General features: G+C 71.7%; 16 protein-coding genes and 1 tRNA gene. 7 read left to right on the forward strand and 10 right to left on the reverse strand.

From position 1 onward, the window contains the following. The first annotated feature begins 738 nt into the window (after positions 1 to 738). Positions 739 to 1,476 carry a hypothetical protein gene (locus ACZ6TB_RS28535; RefSeq protein WP_465558817.1) on the forward strand — a complete coding sequence of 246 codons (738 nt, stop codon included), beginning with the start codon at positions 739 to 741 and terminating at the stop codon, positions 1,474 to 1,476. Then, positions 1,473 to 3,851 carry a bifunctional polysaccharide deacetylase/glycosyltransferase family 2 protein gene (locus ACZ6TB_RS28540; protein WP_465558819.1) on the forward strand — a complete coding sequence of 793 codons (2,379 nt, stop codon included), beginning with the start codon at positions 1,473 to 1,475 and terminating at the stop codon, positions 3,849 to 3,851. Before ACZ6TB_RS28535 ends, ACZ6TB_RS28540 begins: the two co-directional genes overlap by 4 nt. A 96-nt stretch (positions 3,852 to 3,947) precedes the next feature. Here ACZ6TB_RS28540 and ACZ6TB_RS28545 read toward each other — a convergent pair whose 3' ends face one another. Together ACZ6TB_RS28545 and ACZ6TB_RS28550 are read right to left on the reverse strand one after the other, a co-directional pair. Continuing rightward, a complete protein-coding gene (locus ACZ6TB_RS28545) occupies positions 3,948 to 5,192 on the reverse strand; it encodes a GAF domain-containing sensor histidine kinase (protein WP_465558821.1) in 1,245 nt (414 codons plus the stop codon). Positions 5,193 to 5,264: 72 nt separating this feature from the next. Further along, positions 5,265 to 5,813 (reverse strand): carboxymuconolactone decarboxylase family protein, encoded by a 549-nt coding sequence (locus tag ACZ6TB_RS28550; RefSeq protein ID WP_465558822.1) that lies wholly within the window; start codon positions 5,811 to 5,813, stop codon positions 5,265 to 5,267. A gap of 68 nt (positions 5,814 to 5,881) precedes the next feature. Here ACZ6TB_RS28550 and ACZ6TB_RS28555 point away from each other — a divergent pair, with 68 nt between their 5' ends. Continuing rightward, positions 5,882 to 6,214, forward strand: a complete 333-nt coding sequence (locus ACZ6TB_RS28555; RefSeq protein WP_465558824.1) for a winged helix-turn-helix transcriptional regulator — start codon at positions 5,882 to 5,884, stop codon at positions 6,212 to 6,214. On the opposite strand, the gene ACZ6TB_RS28560 is transcribed toward ACZ6TB_RS28555, so the two are convergent. Further along, a complete protein-coding gene (locus ACZ6TB_RS28560) occupies positions 6,200 to 7,072 on the reverse strand; it encodes a hypothetical protein (protein WP_465558826.1) in 873 nt (290 codons plus the stop codon). The genes ACZ6TB_RS28555 and ACZ6TB_RS28560 overlap by 15 nt on opposite strands. Before the next feature lie 126 nt (positions 7,073 to 7,198). Here ACZ6TB_RS28560 and ACZ6TB_RS28565 point away from each other — a divergent pair, with 126 nt between their 5' ends. Together ACZ6TB_RS28565 and ACZ6TB_RS28570 are read left to right on the forward strand one after the other, a co-directional pair. Then, positions 7,199 to 8,113 carry an aldo/keto reductase gene (locus ACZ6TB_RS28565; protein ID WP_465558828.1) on the forward strand — a complete coding sequence of 305 codons (915 nt, stop codon included), beginning with the start codon at positions 7,199 to 7,201 and terminating at the stop codon, positions 8,111 to 8,113. Continuing rightward, positions 8,113 to 8,898 carry an SDR family NAD(P)-dependent oxidoreductase gene (locus ACZ6TB_RS28570; RefSeq protein ID WP_465558829.1) on the forward strand — a complete coding sequence of 262 codons (786 nt, stop codon included), beginning with the start codon at positions 8,113 to 8,115 and terminating at the stop codon, positions 8,896 to 8,898. Before ACZ6TB_RS28565 ends, ACZ6TB_RS28570 begins: the two co-directional genes overlap by 1 nt. A 25-nt stretch (positions 8,899 to 8,923) precedes the next feature. On the opposite strand, the gene ACZ6TB_RS28575 is transcribed toward ACZ6TB_RS28570, so the two are convergent. The 7 genes from ACZ6TB_RS28575 to ACZ6TB_RS28605 all read right to left on the reverse strand — a co-directional run bounded on the left by ACZ6TB_RS28575 (position 8,924) and on the right by ACZ6TB_RS28605 (position 16,512). Continuing rightward, positions 8,924 to 9,589 carry a hypothetical protein gene (locus ACZ6TB_RS28575; RefSeq protein WP_465558831.1) on the reverse strand — a complete coding sequence of 222 codons (666 nt, stop codon included), beginning with the start codon at positions 9,587 to 9,589 and terminating at the stop codon, positions 8,924 to 8,926. A gap of 1,036 nt (positions 9,590 to 10,625) precedes the next feature. Further along, positions 10,626 to 10,702, reverse strand: a tRNA-Ala gene (locus tag ACZ6TB_RS28580). Positions 10,703 to 10,782: 80 nt separating this feature from the next. Continuing rightward, complete coding sequence (gene sepX, locus ACZ6TB_RS28585) at positions 10,783 to 11,526, reverse strand: divisome protein SepX/GlpR (protein WP_465558833.1); 744 nt, start codon at positions 11,524 to 11,526, stop codon at positions 10,783 to 10,785. Positions 11,527 to 11,669: 143 nt separating this feature from the next. Then, positions 11,670 to 12,302, reverse strand: coding sequence for a GNAT family N-acetyltransferase (locus ACZ6TB_RS28590; protein WP_465558835.1), 633 nt, complete (start codon positions 12,300 to 12,302; stop codon positions 11,670 to 11,672). Next, positions 12,299 to 13,609 carry a molybdopterin molybdotransferase MoeA gene (locus tag ACZ6TB_RS28595; RefSeq protein ID WP_465558837.1) on the reverse strand — a complete coding sequence of 437 codons (1,311 nt, stop codon included), beginning with the start codon at positions 13,607 to 13,609 and terminating at the stop codon, positions 12,299 to 12,301. The genes ACZ6TB_RS28590 and ACZ6TB_RS28595 overlap by 4 nt, the downstream gene beginning before the upstream one ends. Further along, positions 13,606 to 14,520 (reverse strand): UTP--glucose-1-phosphate uridylyltransferase, encoded by a 915-nt coding sequence (locus tag ACZ6TB_RS28600; protein ID WP_465558839.1) that lies wholly within the window; start codon positions 14,518 to 14,520, stop codon positions 13,606 to 13,608. Before ACZ6TB_RS28600 ends, ACZ6TB_RS28595 begins: the two co-directional genes overlap by 4 nt. A gap of 48 nt (positions 14,521 to 14,568) precedes the next feature. Then, the gene (locus ACZ6TB_RS28605; protein WP_465558840.1) at positions 14,569 to 16,512 is read right to left on the reverse strand and encodes a diguanylate cyclase; all 1,944 of its coding nucleotides are present in this window, start codon (positions 16,510 to 16,512) and stop codon (positions 14,569 to 14,571) included. An 81-nt stretch (positions 16,513 to 16,593) separates the two neighbouring features. On the opposite strand from ACZ6TB_RS28605, the gene ACZ6TB_RS28610 reads away from it, so the two are divergent. Then, positions 16,594 to 17,286, forward strand: coding sequence for a 5-formyltetrahydrofolate cyclo-ligase (locus ACZ6TB_RS28610; RefSeq protein ID WP_465558842.1), 693 nt, complete (start codon positions 16,594 to 16,596; stop codon positions 17,284 to 17,286). A gap of 68 nt (positions 17,287 to 17,354) precedes the next feature. Further along, positions 17,355 to 17,735 (forward strand): FmdB family zinc ribbon protein, encoded by a 381-nt coding sequence (locus ACZ6TB_RS28615; protein ID WP_465558844.1) that lies wholly within the window; start codon positions 17,355 to 17,357, stop codon positions 17,733 to 17,735. Positions 17,736 to 17,859: the final 124 nt, after the last annotated feature.

The following is a 17,859-nucleotide window of genomic DNA, read 5'->3' on the forward strand; positions in this document are numbered from 1 at the left end:
AGCGGCGGGCGGCGGGCGGCGGGCGGCGGGCGGCGGGCGGCGGGCGGCGGGCGGCGGGCGGCGGGCGGCGGGCGGCGGGCGGCGGGCGGCGGGCGGCGGGCGGAACCACGATCGGCGGGCGGCGGGTGCGGACCGACGGGTACCGAGCCGACGCACGATCCGGACCAACGCATGACGCCCACTAACGCGCGATGCGGAATTCGGGGGTCTTGCTCATCGCCGCGGGAGATCGTGTGTCAAGGCGACCCGTGCAATCAAGGCCTCCGCGACGCGAGAAACGCTGGTCGGGAACGGCCTGCACATAAGGGCGCGCCCCGATCGCCTGCCACGGGGGAAGCGGGCGATAGGGGCGCGCAAGATGAAGCTTAACGACCTCCGATGTCGGGCACAACGGGTCACCAACCGAACTTTCAAATTTCGATCAAGCCTGGTCGCCACATCGGACATTCCGCCCTTATGCGTATAAGGGAGATTAATCGGGCTGTGAATTGCTCTCGCGTAAAGGGCGTCTTTACTGTCGCTCATACGACAATAAATTATTCTGCGAAATCGCGTAACCTCCTAAAGGCTGCCATTATTTCGCAGCTCAGCGCGATCAATTGTCTGACCGCACACAAGCCTGCCTATCTGGTCAAACGCCAGGCCTCATCATTTCGGTTGATTTAGCGGTGGCGATCATCCGTCATCCCATGGAGTGAGTGGGCCCAAGATCGGCTTAGATGTTCTTAAGCTCGCCGCGTGACTTTGCAGCAGGCTGAAAACCCGCAATTCGACGGACCCGACATCCCCGACACCGAAGTGATCTCGGTGTCGACGCCGGCGCCGGTGTTCGTGGACAGCACGGGCCGCCGGGGGCGGCTGCTGCGTCGCCTGGCCTACGGGTTCGGCGCGCTGGTCATGCTCTACGGCGGGCTGATCAGCGTGAGCCTGGCCGGCGGGCCGGTACGGTCCAGCGCCGTGCTGCCGCTGCCGGGGCTCGACCAGCCGGCCGACGCCGACGACAAGGCGCCGCCCAAGCCCAGCCCGACCCCGGCGCCCACCCCGAGCCACGCGCCGACGACGCTGTTCGTCACCGATGCGCTGCCGCGCCGGGCGAGCACCGCCCGCGCCGTCGGGCCGCGACTCGAGTCGACGCACGTGACCTCGAAGCCGGCCGCGACCGCCCGCCCGACGAAGAAGGCCGCGACGACCCCGGCCACGCCGAAGCCGAGCGCCACCACGACCAAGCCGGTGGAGTCGACCACGACCCCGCCGGTAACCGTGCCGACCGGGACGCCGCCCACCACGGCCGCGCCCACGACACCGGCCGCCCCCGAGCCGCCGGCCGCGGGAACGGGAACGGGAACGGGGACAGGGACAGGGACAGGCGGCCAGGGCGGTGGCGAAACAAAGACCACCGCGGCCCCGACCGTCGAGCCCCAGCCCACCGGCGGAATCGAGCCCACGCCCACGAAGGCCGCCGAGGTGGCGGCGTGAGCAAGGCCCGCCGGCGCCTGCTCCCCCAGCCCCGCGTCGTCCTCGGCACCCTGCTGATCGGGCTCTTCGTCGGCGTGCTCGTCGTGCAGGCCTACGTGAACTCCGAGTTCACCGGCGACCACCTCGACTCCGAGGTCGGCGACCAGGACGGCGTCCCACTGGCGATCCGTGGCGGCGGCCCGGTCATCAACACCACCGGCGGCCAGGAGAGCAGCAGCCGGATGCCGGCCAAGACCATCGCGCTCACCTTCGACGACGGCCCGGATCCGAAGTGGACGCCGCGAATTCTGGACGTGCTCAGGGAGAACGACGCCCACGGCACGTTCTTCGTGGTCGGCTCCGAGGTGGCCCGGCACCCGGCGCTCACCAAGCGGATCACCGACGGCGGCAACGAGCTCGGCCTGCACACGTTCACCCACCCCAACCTCCAGCGGATCGCGCCCTGGCGACGCACGCTCGAGCTGTCGCAGACCCAGAACGTCATCGCCAAGGCCACCGGCGTGCACACCAACCTGGCCCGCTTCCCGTACTCGTCGAAGGCCAACGCGATCGACGACACGAACTGGAAGCTGGTCAAGGACGCTGGCAAGCAGGGCTACCTGATCGTGGTCAACGACATGGACAGCGAGGATTGGCAGCGGCCCGGCGTACGGCAGATCGTCCGCAACGCCACCCCGCCCGCCGACACCCCGGCCGTCGTCCTGTTCCACGACGCGGGCGGCGACCGCCGGCAGACCGTGCAGGCGCTCAAGCAGTTCATCCCGATGATGAAGGCGCGCGGCTACCGATTCACCACGGTCACCGAGGGCCTCAACCAGAGCATCGCCGCGCAGAACAAGGTCAAGGGCGCCAAGCAGGTGCCGCTTCTGCCCGAGAACCCGGCGGCGGCCAAGGCCGACAAATGGCGAGGAACGGCGGTCATCGACACCGTACGCGTGACCGACTGGTTCGTCTGGGCGGTGGCGGGACTGTTCCTGGTCGTCGGCCTGCTGACCATCGGGCGTACCGGACTCCTGCTGTTGCTCGCCACCCGGCACGCCCGGCAGCGCCGCAAGCCCGGCTGGAGCTGGGGTGAGCCGGTGACCGAGCCGGTGTCCGTCATCGTGCCCGCCTACAACGAGAAGGAAGGCATCGAGGCGGCGGTCCGCTCGCTGGCCGGCGGCGACTACCCGGCGATCGAGGTGGTGGTCGTCGACGACGGATCGACGGACGGAACCGCCTCGATCGTGGAACGCATGGCCTTGCCCAACGTACGGGTGGTCCGGGTCCCCAACGGCGGCAAGGCGAACGCCCTCAACACCGGCATCGCCCTTGCCCGGCACGACCTCATCGTCACGGTCGACGGCGACACGATCTTCGAGAGCGACTCGATCCGGATGCTGGTGCAGGCGTTCGCGGACCCGTCCGTCGGCGCGGTGGCCGGCAACGTCAAGGTCGGCAACCGGGAGAAGATGGTCGCCGCCTGGCAGCACATCGAGTACGTGATCGGCTTCAACCTCGACCGACGGCTCTACGAGGTGCTCGGCTGCATGCCGACCGTCCCCGGCGCGATCGGCGCGTTCCGCCGCGAGGCGCTGGCCCAGGTCGGCGGCGTCAGCGACGAGACCCTCGCCGAGGACACCGACGTCACGATGGCGATGTGCCGGTCCGGCTGGCGGGTCGTGTACGAGGAGCGGGCCAAGGCCTGGACCGAGGCGCCGACCACGCTCGAGCAGCTGTACCGGCAGCGCTACCGCTGGAGCTACGGCACCATGCAGGCGATGTGGAAGCACCGCCGGGCGCTGTTCGACAACGGCCCGTCGGGCCGCTTCGGGCGGGTGGGCCTGCCGTTCCTGGCCCTGTTCGGGGTGGCGCTGCCGATGCTCGCCCCGGTCGTCGACATCATGCTCGTCTACGGCCTGGTCTTCTGGGAGCTCCAGGAGACGCTGATCGCCTGGCTCGGCATGCTGGCGCTGCAACTGTTCACGGCCGCGGTGGCGTTCCGATTCGACCGCGAGTCGCTGCGCCCGCTGTGGCGGCTGCCGTTGCAGCAGTTCGCCTACCGGCAGCTGATGTACCTGGTGCTGATGCAGTCGGCGACGACCGCGCTCACCGGCGGCCGGCTGCGCTGGCACAAGCTGCACCGGGCCGGCCTGACGCCGCGCACCGCGCTGCCCGATCTGCCGCAGCAATCCGTCGCCCCGGCCGTCGACACCTGGCCGAGCACGATCGACCTGCCCCGGGCCGGCGCCGGACATCCCGCCTCGGGCCGCGCGGTGGCCCGGCCGGCGATCGTTCCGGTCCAGGCTCAGGCGCAGCCCGCGTACGACCCCGAGGACTTTCCGTCAGCCGGCTCGCCCCCGGGTGGCGGCTCCGGCCCGGTTTACACCGGGTGAAGCGTCGGCCGCACCGCCCGAACTGCAGCCGGGCGGTGCGGCCGACGGCAACTAAGAGCCGACGGCAACTAAGAGCCGACGGCAACCAAGACAGGCCTAGGCGGCGATCAGCTCGGCGATCTTGTCGGCGGGCGTCGGCTGGGCGAACGGGAACACCACGTGCAGCGAGGTGCCGTCCCCGGGCCGGTCGGAGAGCGCCACGGTGGCGTGGTGCGCGTCCAGGATCTTCTTGGCCACGGCCAGTCCGCGGTCCGGGCCGGGAATGTCCGACGGGTTCGCGATGGCGCCGTAGTACAGGTGCGGGAACAGGTCGGGCCGCATGCCGTCGGGCATGTCCATGTCGTCGAGGCGGACCGTCGGCCCGGACTCGATCTCGGTGCCCACCCGCACCCGTCCGCCGGCCGGGGTGTACTTCACCGCGGCGAACAGGAGATGGGTGAGGACCTGCTCCAGGCGTACGGGATCGGCAATGATCGGCAATGCCGGGCCACCCGCCTGGTTGAGAATCCAGATCTGCTTGGTCGCGGCGATCGGCCGCACCGCCTCCACCGCCCGCTGGGTGACCCGGGTCAGGTCGATCTGCCGCATGTGCAGGCTCTCGCTGCCGAAGCCGGCGTCGGCCATCGAGTTGAGGTGCGCGAGCAGGTCGAGGAAGCCGCGGATGTGCCCGGCCGTGGCCCGGCCGACCAGATCGGCCATCTCGGCGTCGTGGAAGCCGGTGCTGCCGAGCTTGTCGAGGTACGTCGAGATCAGCCGCAACGGCGCCCGCAGCTCCCCGCCGACCAGCCCGGCCAGATCGTCCTTGCGCCGCTCCAGCTCCTGGAGCCGGGCCGTGGTGTTGGCCAGCGCGATCGCGTGCCGGCGCAGCTCCATCTGCGAGGTGACCTGCCGGGCCAGCGCCCGCAACGCCTGGAGCTGCTCGACGTCGAGCTGGCGCGGGGTGTTGTCGATCACGCAGAGCGTGCCGAGCGCGTGCCCATCGGTGGTGATCAGCGGCGCGCCGGCGTAGAACCGGATGCCGCCGTCCATGTCCACCGACGGGTTGTCGGCGAACCGGGCGTCCTGGGTGGCGTCGGGCACCACCAGCAGATCGCGGCCGAGGATCGCGTGGGCGCAGAAGGAGAGGTCACGCGACGTCTCCGTGAGGTCGCAGCCCACCCGTGCCTTGAACCACTGCCGGTCGACGTCGACCAGCGTGACCAGCGACATCGGCGTCCCGCACACGTTCGACGCGAGGGCCACGATGTCGTCGAAGTCCTGTTCGGGCTCGCTGTCCAGAATGTTGAGCGCGTACAGGGCCGCGAGACGGTCGGTTTCGTTGTCGGGCGTGGGAGCTTGCATGCGTCACCTCCGAAGACTCGCTTCAGAGATACCACCCAAAAGTAGCATTCCACGCGAAACGAAAAGTCTGACTCAGAACCTCGGTGCGCCCGGCTCGAGGGGCAGACGGGCGGCGCGGGCGGCGAAGCTGATCGCGTGATACCAGCCGCACAGCAGCAACAGGTCCATCAGCTGCCGCTCGTCGAACGCCGCCGCCAGCCGCGACCACAACGCGTCGTCGATGTCGTTGCGGTCGTGCAGCGCGTCGACGGCCAGCAGGAGCAGGCGTTCCCGCTCGTCCGTCCAACATGGATCGGACGCTCCACCATGGACCGTTGAGGCGCGCTGCTCGGCGGTGAGGCCGACCCGGTCGCCGAACATCAGGACGTGCACGCCCCACTCGTACTCACAACCGCAGCGCGCGCAGGTGCGGTCGATGACGATCTCGCGCTCGCGCATGATCAGCGAGAGGTCACGGCCCAGCTCGTACCGGCCCCAGCCGTGCATGGCCCGGGTCATCGGCAGATTGCCGGCGAACATCCGGAACAACCCGATCGGCGGGACTCCGGGCGGCATCATCTGCTCGAGCTGGGCGGCGGTTTCTTTCCCGTACGGCGGGAGCAGCGCTCCGATGCGTGACACTCGGCCTCCTATGTTTCGTTTTCCGAAACGGATGCTAGCGTTTCGGAAAGAGCAACACAAGGAGACGCATGACGACACCGCGCCCCGGAAAGCCCGTTCGTGGCTCGTCCACCGGCCGTCCGATCATGGCGGCGATGGATCTGCTCGGGCGCCGATGGGCGTTGCGGATCATCTGGGAGCTGCGCGACGGCCCGGTCGGGGCGCGCGCGCTGCTGGCCCGCTGCGAGGGGTTGTCGTCGAGCGTGCTCTATCAGCGGCTCGGCGAGCTGACCTCGACCGGGCTCGCGGCGGCCACCGACGCCGGTTACGAGCTCACGCCGCTGGGCGCGAGGCTCGGCCGCGCGCTGGCCCCGCTCGACGCGTGGGCCGACGAGTGGGCGGCGGTGTCAGGCCGTCAGTGACGCGACCTGGGCCGGCCACTGCTCGAGCGGCTCGGTCGCGACCGGCCAGCCGAGGTGCGTGCGCAGCTCCTGCGGGCTGCACAGGATGTCGGCGCCGAGCTCGGCCGTGGCGATCTCGCGGCCCACCACCGGGTCGGGGTCGTAGCCGTAGACCTCGGGCCACTGCCGGTGCAGGCGCGGCTCGCCGCCGAAGGTGGTGTCGCCGTCCTCGAGGACCATCGGGTCGCCGTAGACCGCGCTCTGGCAGCTGGCCAGCAGGCCGTACCAGATCGCGCTGCACAGGCGGTTGGAGACGACGCGCTTGTGGCGGCGCAGCACGGCCAGCTGGCGCACCAGGAACTCGCGGTCGTGGTCGCGCCACCAGAAGCCGCGGTAGCCGTGGCAGATGACCCGGAAGCCGGCCTTCTCGTAGAGCCGGCGGATCCCCCGCACCTTGTGCTCGTTCCAGTACAGGCAGGCCGTGATCGGGCCCGTCTCGTGCGCCTTGAGCTCGTCGATCAGCCGCTGGTGGTCGCCCATCACCTCCTGCCCCTCCCAGCCGTGGAAGGGGTAGAAGATGGTGCCCTCGCGCTCGCTCTCGTCGACCGGGGCCTCGTCCATCGCCATGAGGTACGCGAACGGGGAGCCGATGGCGATGACGTCACGCCGCCCCTGCGACCACGACCGCCGCCGCACCTGCTCGGACCAGACGAACAGCTTGCTGCCGTCGACGAAGGGGACACCCGGGGCGAGACCGTCGCCGATGTTCCACCCGTGTTGCAGGTAGCCCTGCATGCGCGGCGGGTGCAGCGGCTCGGCCAGCCGGGCGTAGCGGGCGAGCACGTGGGCGTGACCGTAGTAGTAGTTCGCGTGGTGCATACCCTCATCCAGACGTGGCGATGGCGGGCGACCCGGGGAGCCGCGACGGCGGCGCGCAGCATAGCATCGCGGCATAAATGGGCAGCTCGGCGGCAATATTACCCACGCCGGCGGAGGGGCGGATTGATGAATGACCACGCGACGCCGGTCGTGCCGGTCCGGGCCCGCGGCGGCTACCGCCAATCGGCCCTGGTCCTGGGCACGGCACAGCTCGGCGGGGCGTACGGGATCGCCAACCGCACCGGGATGCCGGACGACGACGCCACCGCCCGCCTGCTGGCCGCGGCCCGCGATCTCGGGGTCACCCACCTGGACACGGCCCGCGCCTACGGCGACAGCGAGCGGCGGATCGGGGCCGCGCTGAACGGTCTCGACCTGGCGGTCGTCACCAAGGTGGCGCCCGGCGCCGGCGTCCGGGAGAGCATCGCCGCGAGCCGGGAGGCGCTGCGCGCGACCGGGCCGCTGACCATCCTGCTGCACCGCGCGGCCGACGCCGACGGAGGCTGGGCGGAGCTGCGCGGCTGCCTGGAGACGGGCGAGGCCGACCGGGTGGGCGTCTCGGTGCAGTCCCCCGACGAGCTGCGCCGGGTTCTCGAGCTGCCCGGCCTCGGGTACGTCCAGCTGCCCTGCAACATCCTCGACCGGCGCTGGCTGGCCGGCGACCTGGCCGACGCGCTCGCCGCCCGCCCCGACCTCGTGGTGACGGTGCGCAGCGCGTACCTCCAAGGCCTGCTCGCGGCCGGAACCGGCGTGCGGTGGCCGCACCTCCCCGATGATCGCCGCGATGACGTGGTGGCCGTCCTCGATCGGCTCGCCGCCGAGCTGGGCCGGGCCGACCGCGCCGACCTCTGCCTGGCCTACCTGCTGTCGCTGCCGTGGGTGACCTCGCTCGTGGTCGGCGTCGAGACCGAGGAGCAGCTGCGCCGCAACGCCGAGCTGATCGGCCGCAAGCCGCTGACCGACGCCGAACGGGAACAGGCGCTGGCCTCGCTGCCCGAGATGCCGGTGGAGCTGCTCGACCCGAGCCGGTGGTCGGCGTGATGACCCCCGACGACCTGTTCGGCCTGCGTGGGCGGGTGGCGGTGCTGACCGGCGCGACCGGGCGGCTCGGCGGGGTGATGGCCGAGGCGCTGGCCGGGGCCGGCGCGACCACCTGGCTGGTGGGGCGCGACCAGGGCCGGCTCGACGCGCTGGCCGGCAAGCTGTCCCCGCTCGACTGCCGGCCGTTCCGCTGCGACGTCACGGTCGACGACGACGTGGCCGCGCTCGGTTCGGCGTTGCGCGAGACCGGCGGGCGGGTGGATGTGCTGGTGCACAACGCCCATGTGGGGCGCGGGGGTTCCTTGCGTACGGCGAAACCGGCCGATTACCTCGAGGCGGCCGACCTGGCGCTGGCCGCCTTCCAGCGGTTGCTCGACGCCACCCGCGACCTGCTCGTGGCCGCGGCCGCCGACGGGTCGCCCTCGGTCATCACGGTGGCGTCGATGTACGGCATGGTCAGCCCCAAGCCACACCTGTACGACTCGCCCGAGGTCGGCAACCCGCCCTACTACGGCGCGGTCAAGGCGGGCCTGCTGCAGCTGACCCGGTATGCGGCCGTGGAACTGGGCCCCTCGGGCGTACGGGTGAATGCGCTGACCCCCGGGCCGTTCCCGGGCGACGGCGGTGACCCCGCGCTGCTCGCCCGCCTCGCGCGGAAGACCCCCCTCGGCCGGGTGGGTGACCCGGCCGAGCTCGCCACGTCCGTGCTTTTCCTGGCCTCGCCGCGGTCCAGCTACGTCACCGGCACGAACGTGGTCGCCGACGGCGGCTGGACCGCCTGGTAGCACCGCCTTTGCAGCCCTTGACAGCTCAGCCGACGGCGGTCACCAGGCAGGTCAGCTTGGTGCTCTCGTCGACGTCGAGGATCGTGCTCTCCTCGGTGCGGGTGGTGTCGCCGCCCCCGATGTCCCGGACGGTCACGGTGCCCACATCGAGCCGCTTGCCCGCGGCATCGCGGTACTCGATGTTGACCGTGGCGGTCTGCGTGCTCGACCCGTTGTTGTGCACCTCGAGCCCGACCGTGGCCATGCTGCCGGCGGCCGAGCACTTGGTCACCTGCACGTCGAAGCCGCTGCCCGACGAGGGCTTGAAGAAGTAGTAGCCGAGCCCCCCGACCAGCACGACCACCACCGCGACGATCAGCACCCACTTGCCGGCGCCACCGGACCGCTGCGGCACGGGCGGAGGCGGCGGCGGGTCACCGCCACCGGGCAGGTGCCGCACGTGCGGCGGTTCCCAGCCCGCCGGCTCCAGTCCGGCACCGGTCTGGAGCGGCACCGCGGGCTGCCACCCGGTCCGTTCCTGGCTCCGCTCCTGCTGCGGCAGGGCGCGCGACCACCCCGTGCCGGTGTCCCAGCTGCGGGTCGCCCGCTGCGGCGGTGCCGGCTCATATCCCGGCCGGGGTTGCAGAGAGCCCGTCCCGTACCCCGGCTCGGGCCGTTGCGAGGCGCCGGTCTCGTATCCCGGCCGTGGCATTGCGCCGGTCTCGTACCCGGGCCGCGGCAATGCGCCGGTCTCGTACCCGGGCCGCGGCAATGCACCGGTGTCGTACCCGGGCCCGTATCCCGGCTCGGGCCGCTGCGGAGGCGCCGCTTCCCAGCCGGAGCCGCCCGCGCGCTGCTGCGGCGGCCAGTTGTTCGTGTTCTGCGCAGCCGTTGGCGGTTGCTGCGGAGGTCGTGAGTGCCGCGGGCCGGTGTCGTCGGCCGGCGGCCAACGATCGGAGGGCGGCTCGTAGTCTTGGGGAGGATTCGCGTAAGACATCGGGCGTCCTTGCACGATGGTGTGGGGGCGATCACAGACTGGCCCCAGATGCGATCGACGTCGAGCGTCCGATCAGAGACTCGGATGATCGTCAAGAGAAACTAGACGATGGGATGACATCACCCAGCGCAACGCCTTGCCCGCAACGTTGCCACCCGCAGTCACCCGATAGCAGCGAGTGCCCAACCCACCAGATCCGGCATAGGGCGCCCCCTTGCAGAAGCCCGTAAATGCCGCGAACTCCGCCGGCCCTAACATGAAACTTTCCTGTTAGGCCATCTACGCAGAGCAACCACCACACCGCGACCAGTCCAAGCCGCCCCCACCCCGTCTTAGACCGAGAGCAACCACCAAACAGCAAAGCGCCCACCGCGACGCCCCTGGCGCTACGACTAGCGATCACGCCCTCAGAGCGGCGAGGCGGAGCCTAGCTGCCCGCCGAACCCCGGCGTCTGAAAGGCCGCGTGCCTGATGCGCAGTGACTGGACCGCGTCGCCAGAAGCCGTCCGGAAGAAGATAGCCGCCCACCGCACCCGTTCGCGCCCACCGCACCCGTTCGCGCCCACCGCACCCGTTCGCGCCCACCGCACCCGTTCGCGCCCACCGCAACCACCGCAAGCATCGCGCCCACCGCACCATCGCGCCCACCGCAACCATCGCAACGCGGGGCGTCCGGGGGCTCGGCCCCCGGAGCAGAAATGACAAGTGGCCCCCGGCCCGCGCATTCCGCGAGCAGAGAGCCACCAACACTTGGTGGAGCTGAGGGGATTTGAACCCCTGACCCCCTCGATGCGAACGAGGTGCGCTACCAGTCTGCGCCACAGCCCCTTACCACCCGCGGGAAAGCGTTCCCGTGGGACGCAGCAAGGCTAACAGGTGAGCCGCCCAGGTCGCGAACCGGCCCCCACTCAGGCCGTATGGTGCCGGCCCCCCGCCTCATAGGCCCGCCCCCGCAGCCCACCGGCCCGGCGATACGACACCGACGCCGCTGGGAGCTCCGACGGCTCCCGGTCCAGCCCCATGGCCGTCCGGCGCACGGCCTCGCGCTGGGCCGCCAGCCGCCGCTGGGCCTCGCGGCGCGCCGCGGCCCGTCGTGCCTGCTCCCGCCGCACCTCGGCCTGCCGCGCGGCCAGCCAGGCCGCCTCCCGCGCCTCGATCTTGCGGCGGCGGCGATCGGCCAGCGCGCGGTTGCGCAGGTGCACCAGGTAGAGCCCGAGCAGCGACCCGGTGACCGCGAAGCCGATCCAGAAGCCCGGCCCCACGGTCAGCACGCCGACCAGCTCGATGACGTTGAGCAGCAGCAGCGACGCGAAGACCCGGCGCCGGCGGACGACCGCGGGGGTGTGCCGCTGCTGCGGGAGTCGCCGGGGCGGGCGCCGGCCGGGTGTGACCAGGCGGAGGCGGCGCTGCGGTGGCTTGTCCGCCACCGAATCGGGAGTGGCCAGGACCGTAACCGTCACGGCGCGTCCGGGGTTGATCGGACGGCGTCCGGGCACGGTGCGGCGACGGCGGCGGCGCAGCAGCACCCGCGCCGTCGACGACGCCCGCTCCGCGGCCAGGCGCTCGGTGGCGTCGTACCGGCGCACGAGCGCGGGCGCGAGGGCGAGCAGTCCGGCCGCGGCGAGGACGGCGAGGAGCACCGAGGTCGGCACCCTCACCCCTCCCGTCAGCTACGGGCGGCCCGCTCTACCGTTAACCGAGGCGGACCGCAAGACCCAATCTCCCCGAGGCTACGGGCGGGAGCTGCGGAAATGCGCGCGCCGCGCCGGGCGCGTGAAGCAGCGAAGATCAGGAATCAGGCGCGCACGCGTCGCCAGCGGGCCAGCAGGCCACCCTCGGCGGCCACTTCCTCGCTGGTCAGGGCATATCCAAGATGGTCGCGCCAGCCGCCGTCGATGTGCATGTAGCGCTGATGGTAGGCCTCCTCGCGGAAGCTGAGCTTCTCCACGACGCGGCGGGACGGCCCGTTCTCGGGGCGGATGTTGACCTCGATGCGGTGCAGGCCGCCGGCCCCGAAGGCATGGTCGACGGCGAGCGCGAGCGCGGTGGGGATCACGCCCCGGCCGGCTACTCGGGAGTCGACCCAGTAACCCGCGTACGCCGAGCTGAACGCCCGCCGCACGATGTTCCCCAGATTGATGTGTCCGACCAGCCGTTCGCCGCCGTTCTCGCGGAGGCACACCGCGAAGGGCATGCTGTCGCCGCGCCGGGCCGAGCGTTTCATGTCGGCGTAGACGTAGCCGAAGGCGCGGGTCGAGTTCATCTCGGCCCACGGGCCGGGCGGCGCGGACTCCCAGGGCGCGAGCCACTTCTGGTTGGCGATCCGCACCTCGGACCAGGCCCGGCCGTCACCTCGTTTGTAGGGGCGCAGCAGGACGGGGCCGTCGGCCAGGACGGCAGGCCATCCGGGCGTGGACCCCAGCATCATCGCCTCCGGTCGAGGAGCAACACGTCCACGGTCGAGCCGGCGGCCGCCGTGGTGACCCGCTCGCCGAGCACCAGCAGTCCGTTGGCCTCGGCCAGGCCGGAGAGAGTGTACGGCCCCCCGGCGAGCGGCTGCACCGTGTGGCCGCCGCCGCGCCGCTCGGCCACGTGGGCGGGGCGGAACTCGCGCAGGCCGCCGGGGGACGAGACGGTCTCCAGCAGGTGCGCCTTGACGCTGCGGCGGAACACCGGCTCGGCGCCGGCCAGCAGCTGGATGACCGGGCGGGCCAGCACCTCGAAGCCGATCAGGGCGGCGCCGGGCTCGCCGGGCAGGCAGACGACCGGCACCTCCTCGCCGCCGACGGTGCCGAAGCCGAGGGTGGCGCCGGGGCAGAGGGCGACATCGGTGAACTCGACGACGCCGCGGCCGGGGTCGCGGCGGGACAGCACCCGGCGCAGCATGTCGCCGGGCCCGGTGCCGGTGCCGCCGGTCGTGATGATCAGGTCGGCCCGCAGCGTCTGGTCCTCCAGCAGGCCGCGCAGGCCCTCGGGGTCGTCGTCGCAGATGCCGATCCGGTACGCGAGCGCGCCGGCCTCGACCGCGGCCGCCGTCAGCGCGTGCGAGTTGGCGTCGACGACCTGACCGGGCTGGCTGGGCCGGCCGACGTCGACGAGCTCGTCCCCGGTCGCCACGACCACGACGCGGGGGCTGGGGCGGACCACGACGTGGCCGATGCCCGAGGCGGCGAACGTGGCCACCATGGCCGGCGTCACGTACGAGCCGGCCGAGGCGAGCACCTGGCCGACGGCGAGCTCCTCGCCCGTACGCCGGACTCCTGATCCTCGTTTGGGAGCGTGCAGAATTTCGACCGCCGCCATGCCCTGGTCGGTCCAATGCACCGGGACCACGACGTCGGCGCCGATCGGCAGGGGCGCGCCGGCCGCCACCGAGAAGCAGGTGCCCGGGGTGAGCCGGACCGGCCGCCAGCTGGCCGCGCCGAGGTCACCGACCACGTTGAGCCGGACCGGCCGCGGGCCGCCCTCGAACTTGCCGAACGAGGGATGCGAGCCGACCCGGCCGGCCGACGCGAGGTCTTCCCAGCGGGCCGCGTATCCGTCGATCGCGGCCTGGTCGAAGGCCGGGTACGGATGCGGGGCGAGCACGTCGCCCGCCAGCACGTTGCCGTGTGCCTGGGTGAGGTCGAGGTCGAGCGGAGGCAGCGCCCGCAACCTGCGCAGCACGCTGCCCAGGTACTCGGCGAGAGGCATCAGCTCGTTGGCGGCCGCCTCGGCATCGGCCGTTGCCGTCATCCCTTCGTACCGCCGGCGACAAAGTCGGCGAGCCACTCGGAGAACTCGCCGCCGATGTCGGCACGCTTGCTGGCCAGCATCACCACCGCTTGAAGGTAACCCAGCGGCATGCCGGTGTCGTATCGGAAGCCGCGGTAGATGATGCCGTGCACCGGCACACCGTCGGCCAGGAGCTGGGCCATCGCGTCGGTCAGCTGGATCTCGCCGCCGCTGCCGGGCTTGGTGTTCTGGATCGCCTCGAAGATCGAGGCGGGCAGGATGTAGCGGCCGAGGACGGCCAGGTTGCTCGGCGCTTCCTCGGGTGCGGGCTTCTCGACCAGGCCGGTCACCTCGACGATGTCCTCGCCCAGGTCGGACGGCGCCACCGAGGCGATTCCGTATCGCGACGTCTCGGACGGCTTGACCTCCATGAAGGCGAGCACGATCCCGCCCGTACGCGCCTGGAGGTCGAGCATGTCGGGCAGCAGCGGCTTGTCCTCCTCGACGAACTCGTCGCCGAGCAGCACCGCGAACGCGTTGTCGCCGACGTGCGAGGCGGCGGTGCCGACCGCGTGGCCGAGGCCGAGCGGCTCGCCCTGGCGGCAGGTGTAGATGTCGGCGAGCTCGCTGGTGCGGCGCACGGCGGCGAGTCGCTCCTTGTCACCCTTCTCCTCCAGCCGCTGCTCGACGTCGGGACGGCGGTCGAAGTGATCCACCATGGAGGTCTTTCCCCGTCCGGTCACCAGCAACACGTCGGTGATGCCGGCGGCCGCGGCCTCCTCCACGATGTACTGGAGGACGGGCCGGTCGACGACCGGCAGGAGCTCCTTCGGCACCGCTTTGGTGGCCGGCAGGAACCGGGTGGCCAGACCGGCCGCGGGAATGACGGCCTTGACCGCCCGGCGGCCGGTCGCATGCGCGTTCGTGGTCATCGAGGTCACCGCACCTTCGCTCAGATCGTGCCCGGATATTCCGCGAGACTATCGGCCACGTCCCTGACGCGGAGGCTGCGGCCCACCGGTCGGAGTGCCATTGGGATCAAAATCTATTTCCGGTACGGCTGGGACCTGCTCGGCGAGCCGGTAGGTGTCCCGCCCAGCGTTCTTGGCCGCGTACAGAGCGTCGTCGGCGGCCCGCAACACCTGCTGGGCGTCGGCGCCGTGCTCGGGGAAGACCGCCACTCCGATCGAGACCGTGATCGTGATCGCGTCCCGGCCCTCGATCGGCACCGGCCGGTCGCGGACGGCCGCGCCGAGCCGCTCGGCCACGATCGCCCCGCCGTAGGTGTCGGTCTCCGGCAGCAGCACCACGAACTCCTCCCCGCCCTGGCGGAACGCCACGTCGACCTCGCGCAGCCCGATCCGGATCCGCCGGGCGAACTCGCCCAGCACCGCGTCGCCGGCCGCGTGCCCGTACGTGTCGTTGACCTCCTTGAAGTGGTCGAGGTCGAGCACCAGCACCGCCAGCATCCGGCCGAACCGGCTGGCCCGCTCCACCTCCCGGCGCAACGACTCCCGGAGGTAACGGTAATTCCAGAGCCCGGTGAGCGGGTCGGTGAGCGACAGCCGCTGGGCCTCCTCGTGCACCCGGACGTTGTGCACGGCGACCCCGGCCTGCCCGGCGAACGTGCGCAGCGTGTGCAGGTCGGCGTCGTCGAAGTCGTCCCCGCCGACCCGGTCGTAGAGGGCGAGCACCCCGAGCGTCGCCGGCACCGGCTCGCCCGGCAGCAGCAGCGGGTCCTCGACGATCGGCGCCCGGATCGGCACGGCCACGTAGGTGCGGCAGGGCGGTTCCTCGGTGGCGACCAGCCCGTGCCCGCGCCGGGGCTCGCCGCCGGCCGCGACCGCGCCGAGCACGCCCGAGCCGAGCGGCAGCCGCTTGCCCGGCAGCTCGGCCTCGGGGACATCCCAGGCCCCGGTCAGCCCGACGGCGCAGCGCGCGACCAGATGGGTGCCGGCCGGGTCGAGCAGCAGCACGAGACCGGCGCGGGCCCCGGTCGCGGCCAGCGCGGTCCGCAGGATGACCTGGAGGATCCGGTCCACGTCGTGGGTGCTCGACAGCGTCTCGCCGAGAATGGCGAGATGACCGCGGAGCTGGTCGCGGCTGGCGGTGAGAGCCTGCACGTACGCCTGGAGCTCGCGGGTCATCCGATTGAAGGTGGCCGCCAGCCGGCCGAGCTCGTCCGGGCGCACGATCGGCACACGGGTGTCCAGATCACCGCTCGCCACCTGGTCGGCGGCCCAGGCCAGGTCGCCGAGCGGGCGGGTGGTCGTGCGCGCGAGCCACCGGGCGACGACGACGCCGGCCGCGCCCGCCGCCAGCACGACCGCGAGCAGAACCCCGTACAGGAGCGTGGGTTTGCTCCTGGGAACGGTGAGCGTGAGCGGCACCGGCTGGCCCGGCCCCGCGGTCAGCTCGCGACCGCCCGGACTCGGATGGACGCCCGGGGTGATGCGCGCGCCGCTGGTGGCCGCGAGGCGGTCGAGGAACGCCTCGTCGATCGCTTGGGCCGCGGTGACCGAGACCCGGCCGGAGGTGGCGGTGGCGGCGACCGCGAGGGCCGGTTCGCCGGTCGGCGCCGCGCAGTCCTGCCACCCGGCGCCGGCCTTCGACTCCGGGCCCGCGCTCTTGCGCATGTCGTCGTTGATCCGGACGTCGCTGGCCAGCCCCCGCGCGACCAGCTGGCTCGCGACGGCGGCGCGACTGCCCTCGGGCACGACGGCGACCGCGTCGGCGGCGGCCTGGAGCTGCCGGCAGATCGCCCCGATGCCCGTGCGGACCGTGGTCGCGGCATGATCGAGTCGCTCGGCCGTCCGATCCCGGCTCACGGTGGAGACGGTCATGGCGACGAAGATGGACCCGAGCAGGACCGGACCGAACACGACCACCAGGAACGCGGTGGTGAGCCGGCCACGTAGCGTCACGCATCCTCCCGGGAGTGGCCCTCTTTGGAGCGATGCTGACATAGTGTGCACCGTTTGCCGCTTTTTGAAAGGGGGTGTTGCATGTCCGATTTAACCGGTGACGAAGAGGGAGCGCGAGCAGCCAAGATCGCACTGCGGAGTCGGCTGATTACAGCACGGCGCGCGCTCACGCCCGAGGACCGGTTGTCCGCTTCAACCCTCCTTCAAGATCAAATTCTTGCGCTCGTACGCCGTGAGCAGCCGTCCGTGATCGCCGCTTACGTCCCGATCGGCTCCGAGCCCGGCGGGTCATCGCTGCCCTCGTTCCTGGCGGCACACGCCGAGGTGCTGCTCCCCGTTCTGCTCCCCTCGGGCGATCTCGATTGGGCGTTGTTCTCGCCGCCCTCGCCCTCGCCCTCCGCGCCCTCGCCCTCCGGGCCCTCACCCTCTGCGCCCTCGCCCTCTGCGCCCTCGCCTTTCGCGGTTGGGCCGCGCGGGCTGCTCGAGCCCGTCGGGCCGCGGCTCGGCGTCTCGGCCGTCCTTTCCGCCGGGCTCGTGCTCGTCCCCGCCCTGGCCGTCGACCGGCGCGGGATGCGGATGGGCCGCGGCGGCGGTTCCTACGACCGGGTGCTGGCCCGCCTGCCGTTCCCCGGCCCCCCGCTGACCGTGGCGCTGCTGCACGACGGCGAGCTGATCGACTCCATCCCGGCCGAGCCGCACGACCGCCCGGTGCACGGAACGATCACACCTCGTGGTGGCTTGACTCTCAACCACGCCGCCGAGTGGACGAAATGACCTCCGATGGCGCAACATTGGCACTCGGAGTTGGCGAGTGCCAGCAGCCGACACATTCCGGAGGAGCCGTGCCCACTTATCAGTACGCCTGCACCGAGTGCGGTCACCAGCTCGAGGCGGTTCAGTCGTTCTCCGACGCGGCGCTCACCGAGTGCCCGAACTGCGAGGGCAAGCTCCGCAAGGTCTTCAACTCGGTAGGCATCGTCTTCAAGGGCTCCGGCTTCTACCGCAACGACTCCCGCGCGGGCGCCGTGAGCGCCGAGAAGTCGAACGGCTCGGACTCGTCGTCCTCGTCGTCTACCACCAAGTCGGAGTCGTCGACCTCCACGTCGTCTTCGACGTCTTCCTCTTCTTCTTCTTCTTCTTCGTCGTCGAGCTCGTCGTCCTCGTCGTCGACGCCCTCGACCTCGTCGTCGTCCTCGAGCACCAAGGCCGCCGCGACCTCCTGAGCCGCCTTTGCTCTGCTTACCTATACGCGCAAAGCGGGGCAGGGCGGGGGGAGGGGGGGTGTTTGTATGCCCAAACCCCCCCCCGCCCCGCCAGTTCGTCCCCCGCCCCGGGGCTGTCCCCCAA

Source organism: Actinoplanes sp. NPDC051537 (assembly GCF_055586105.1).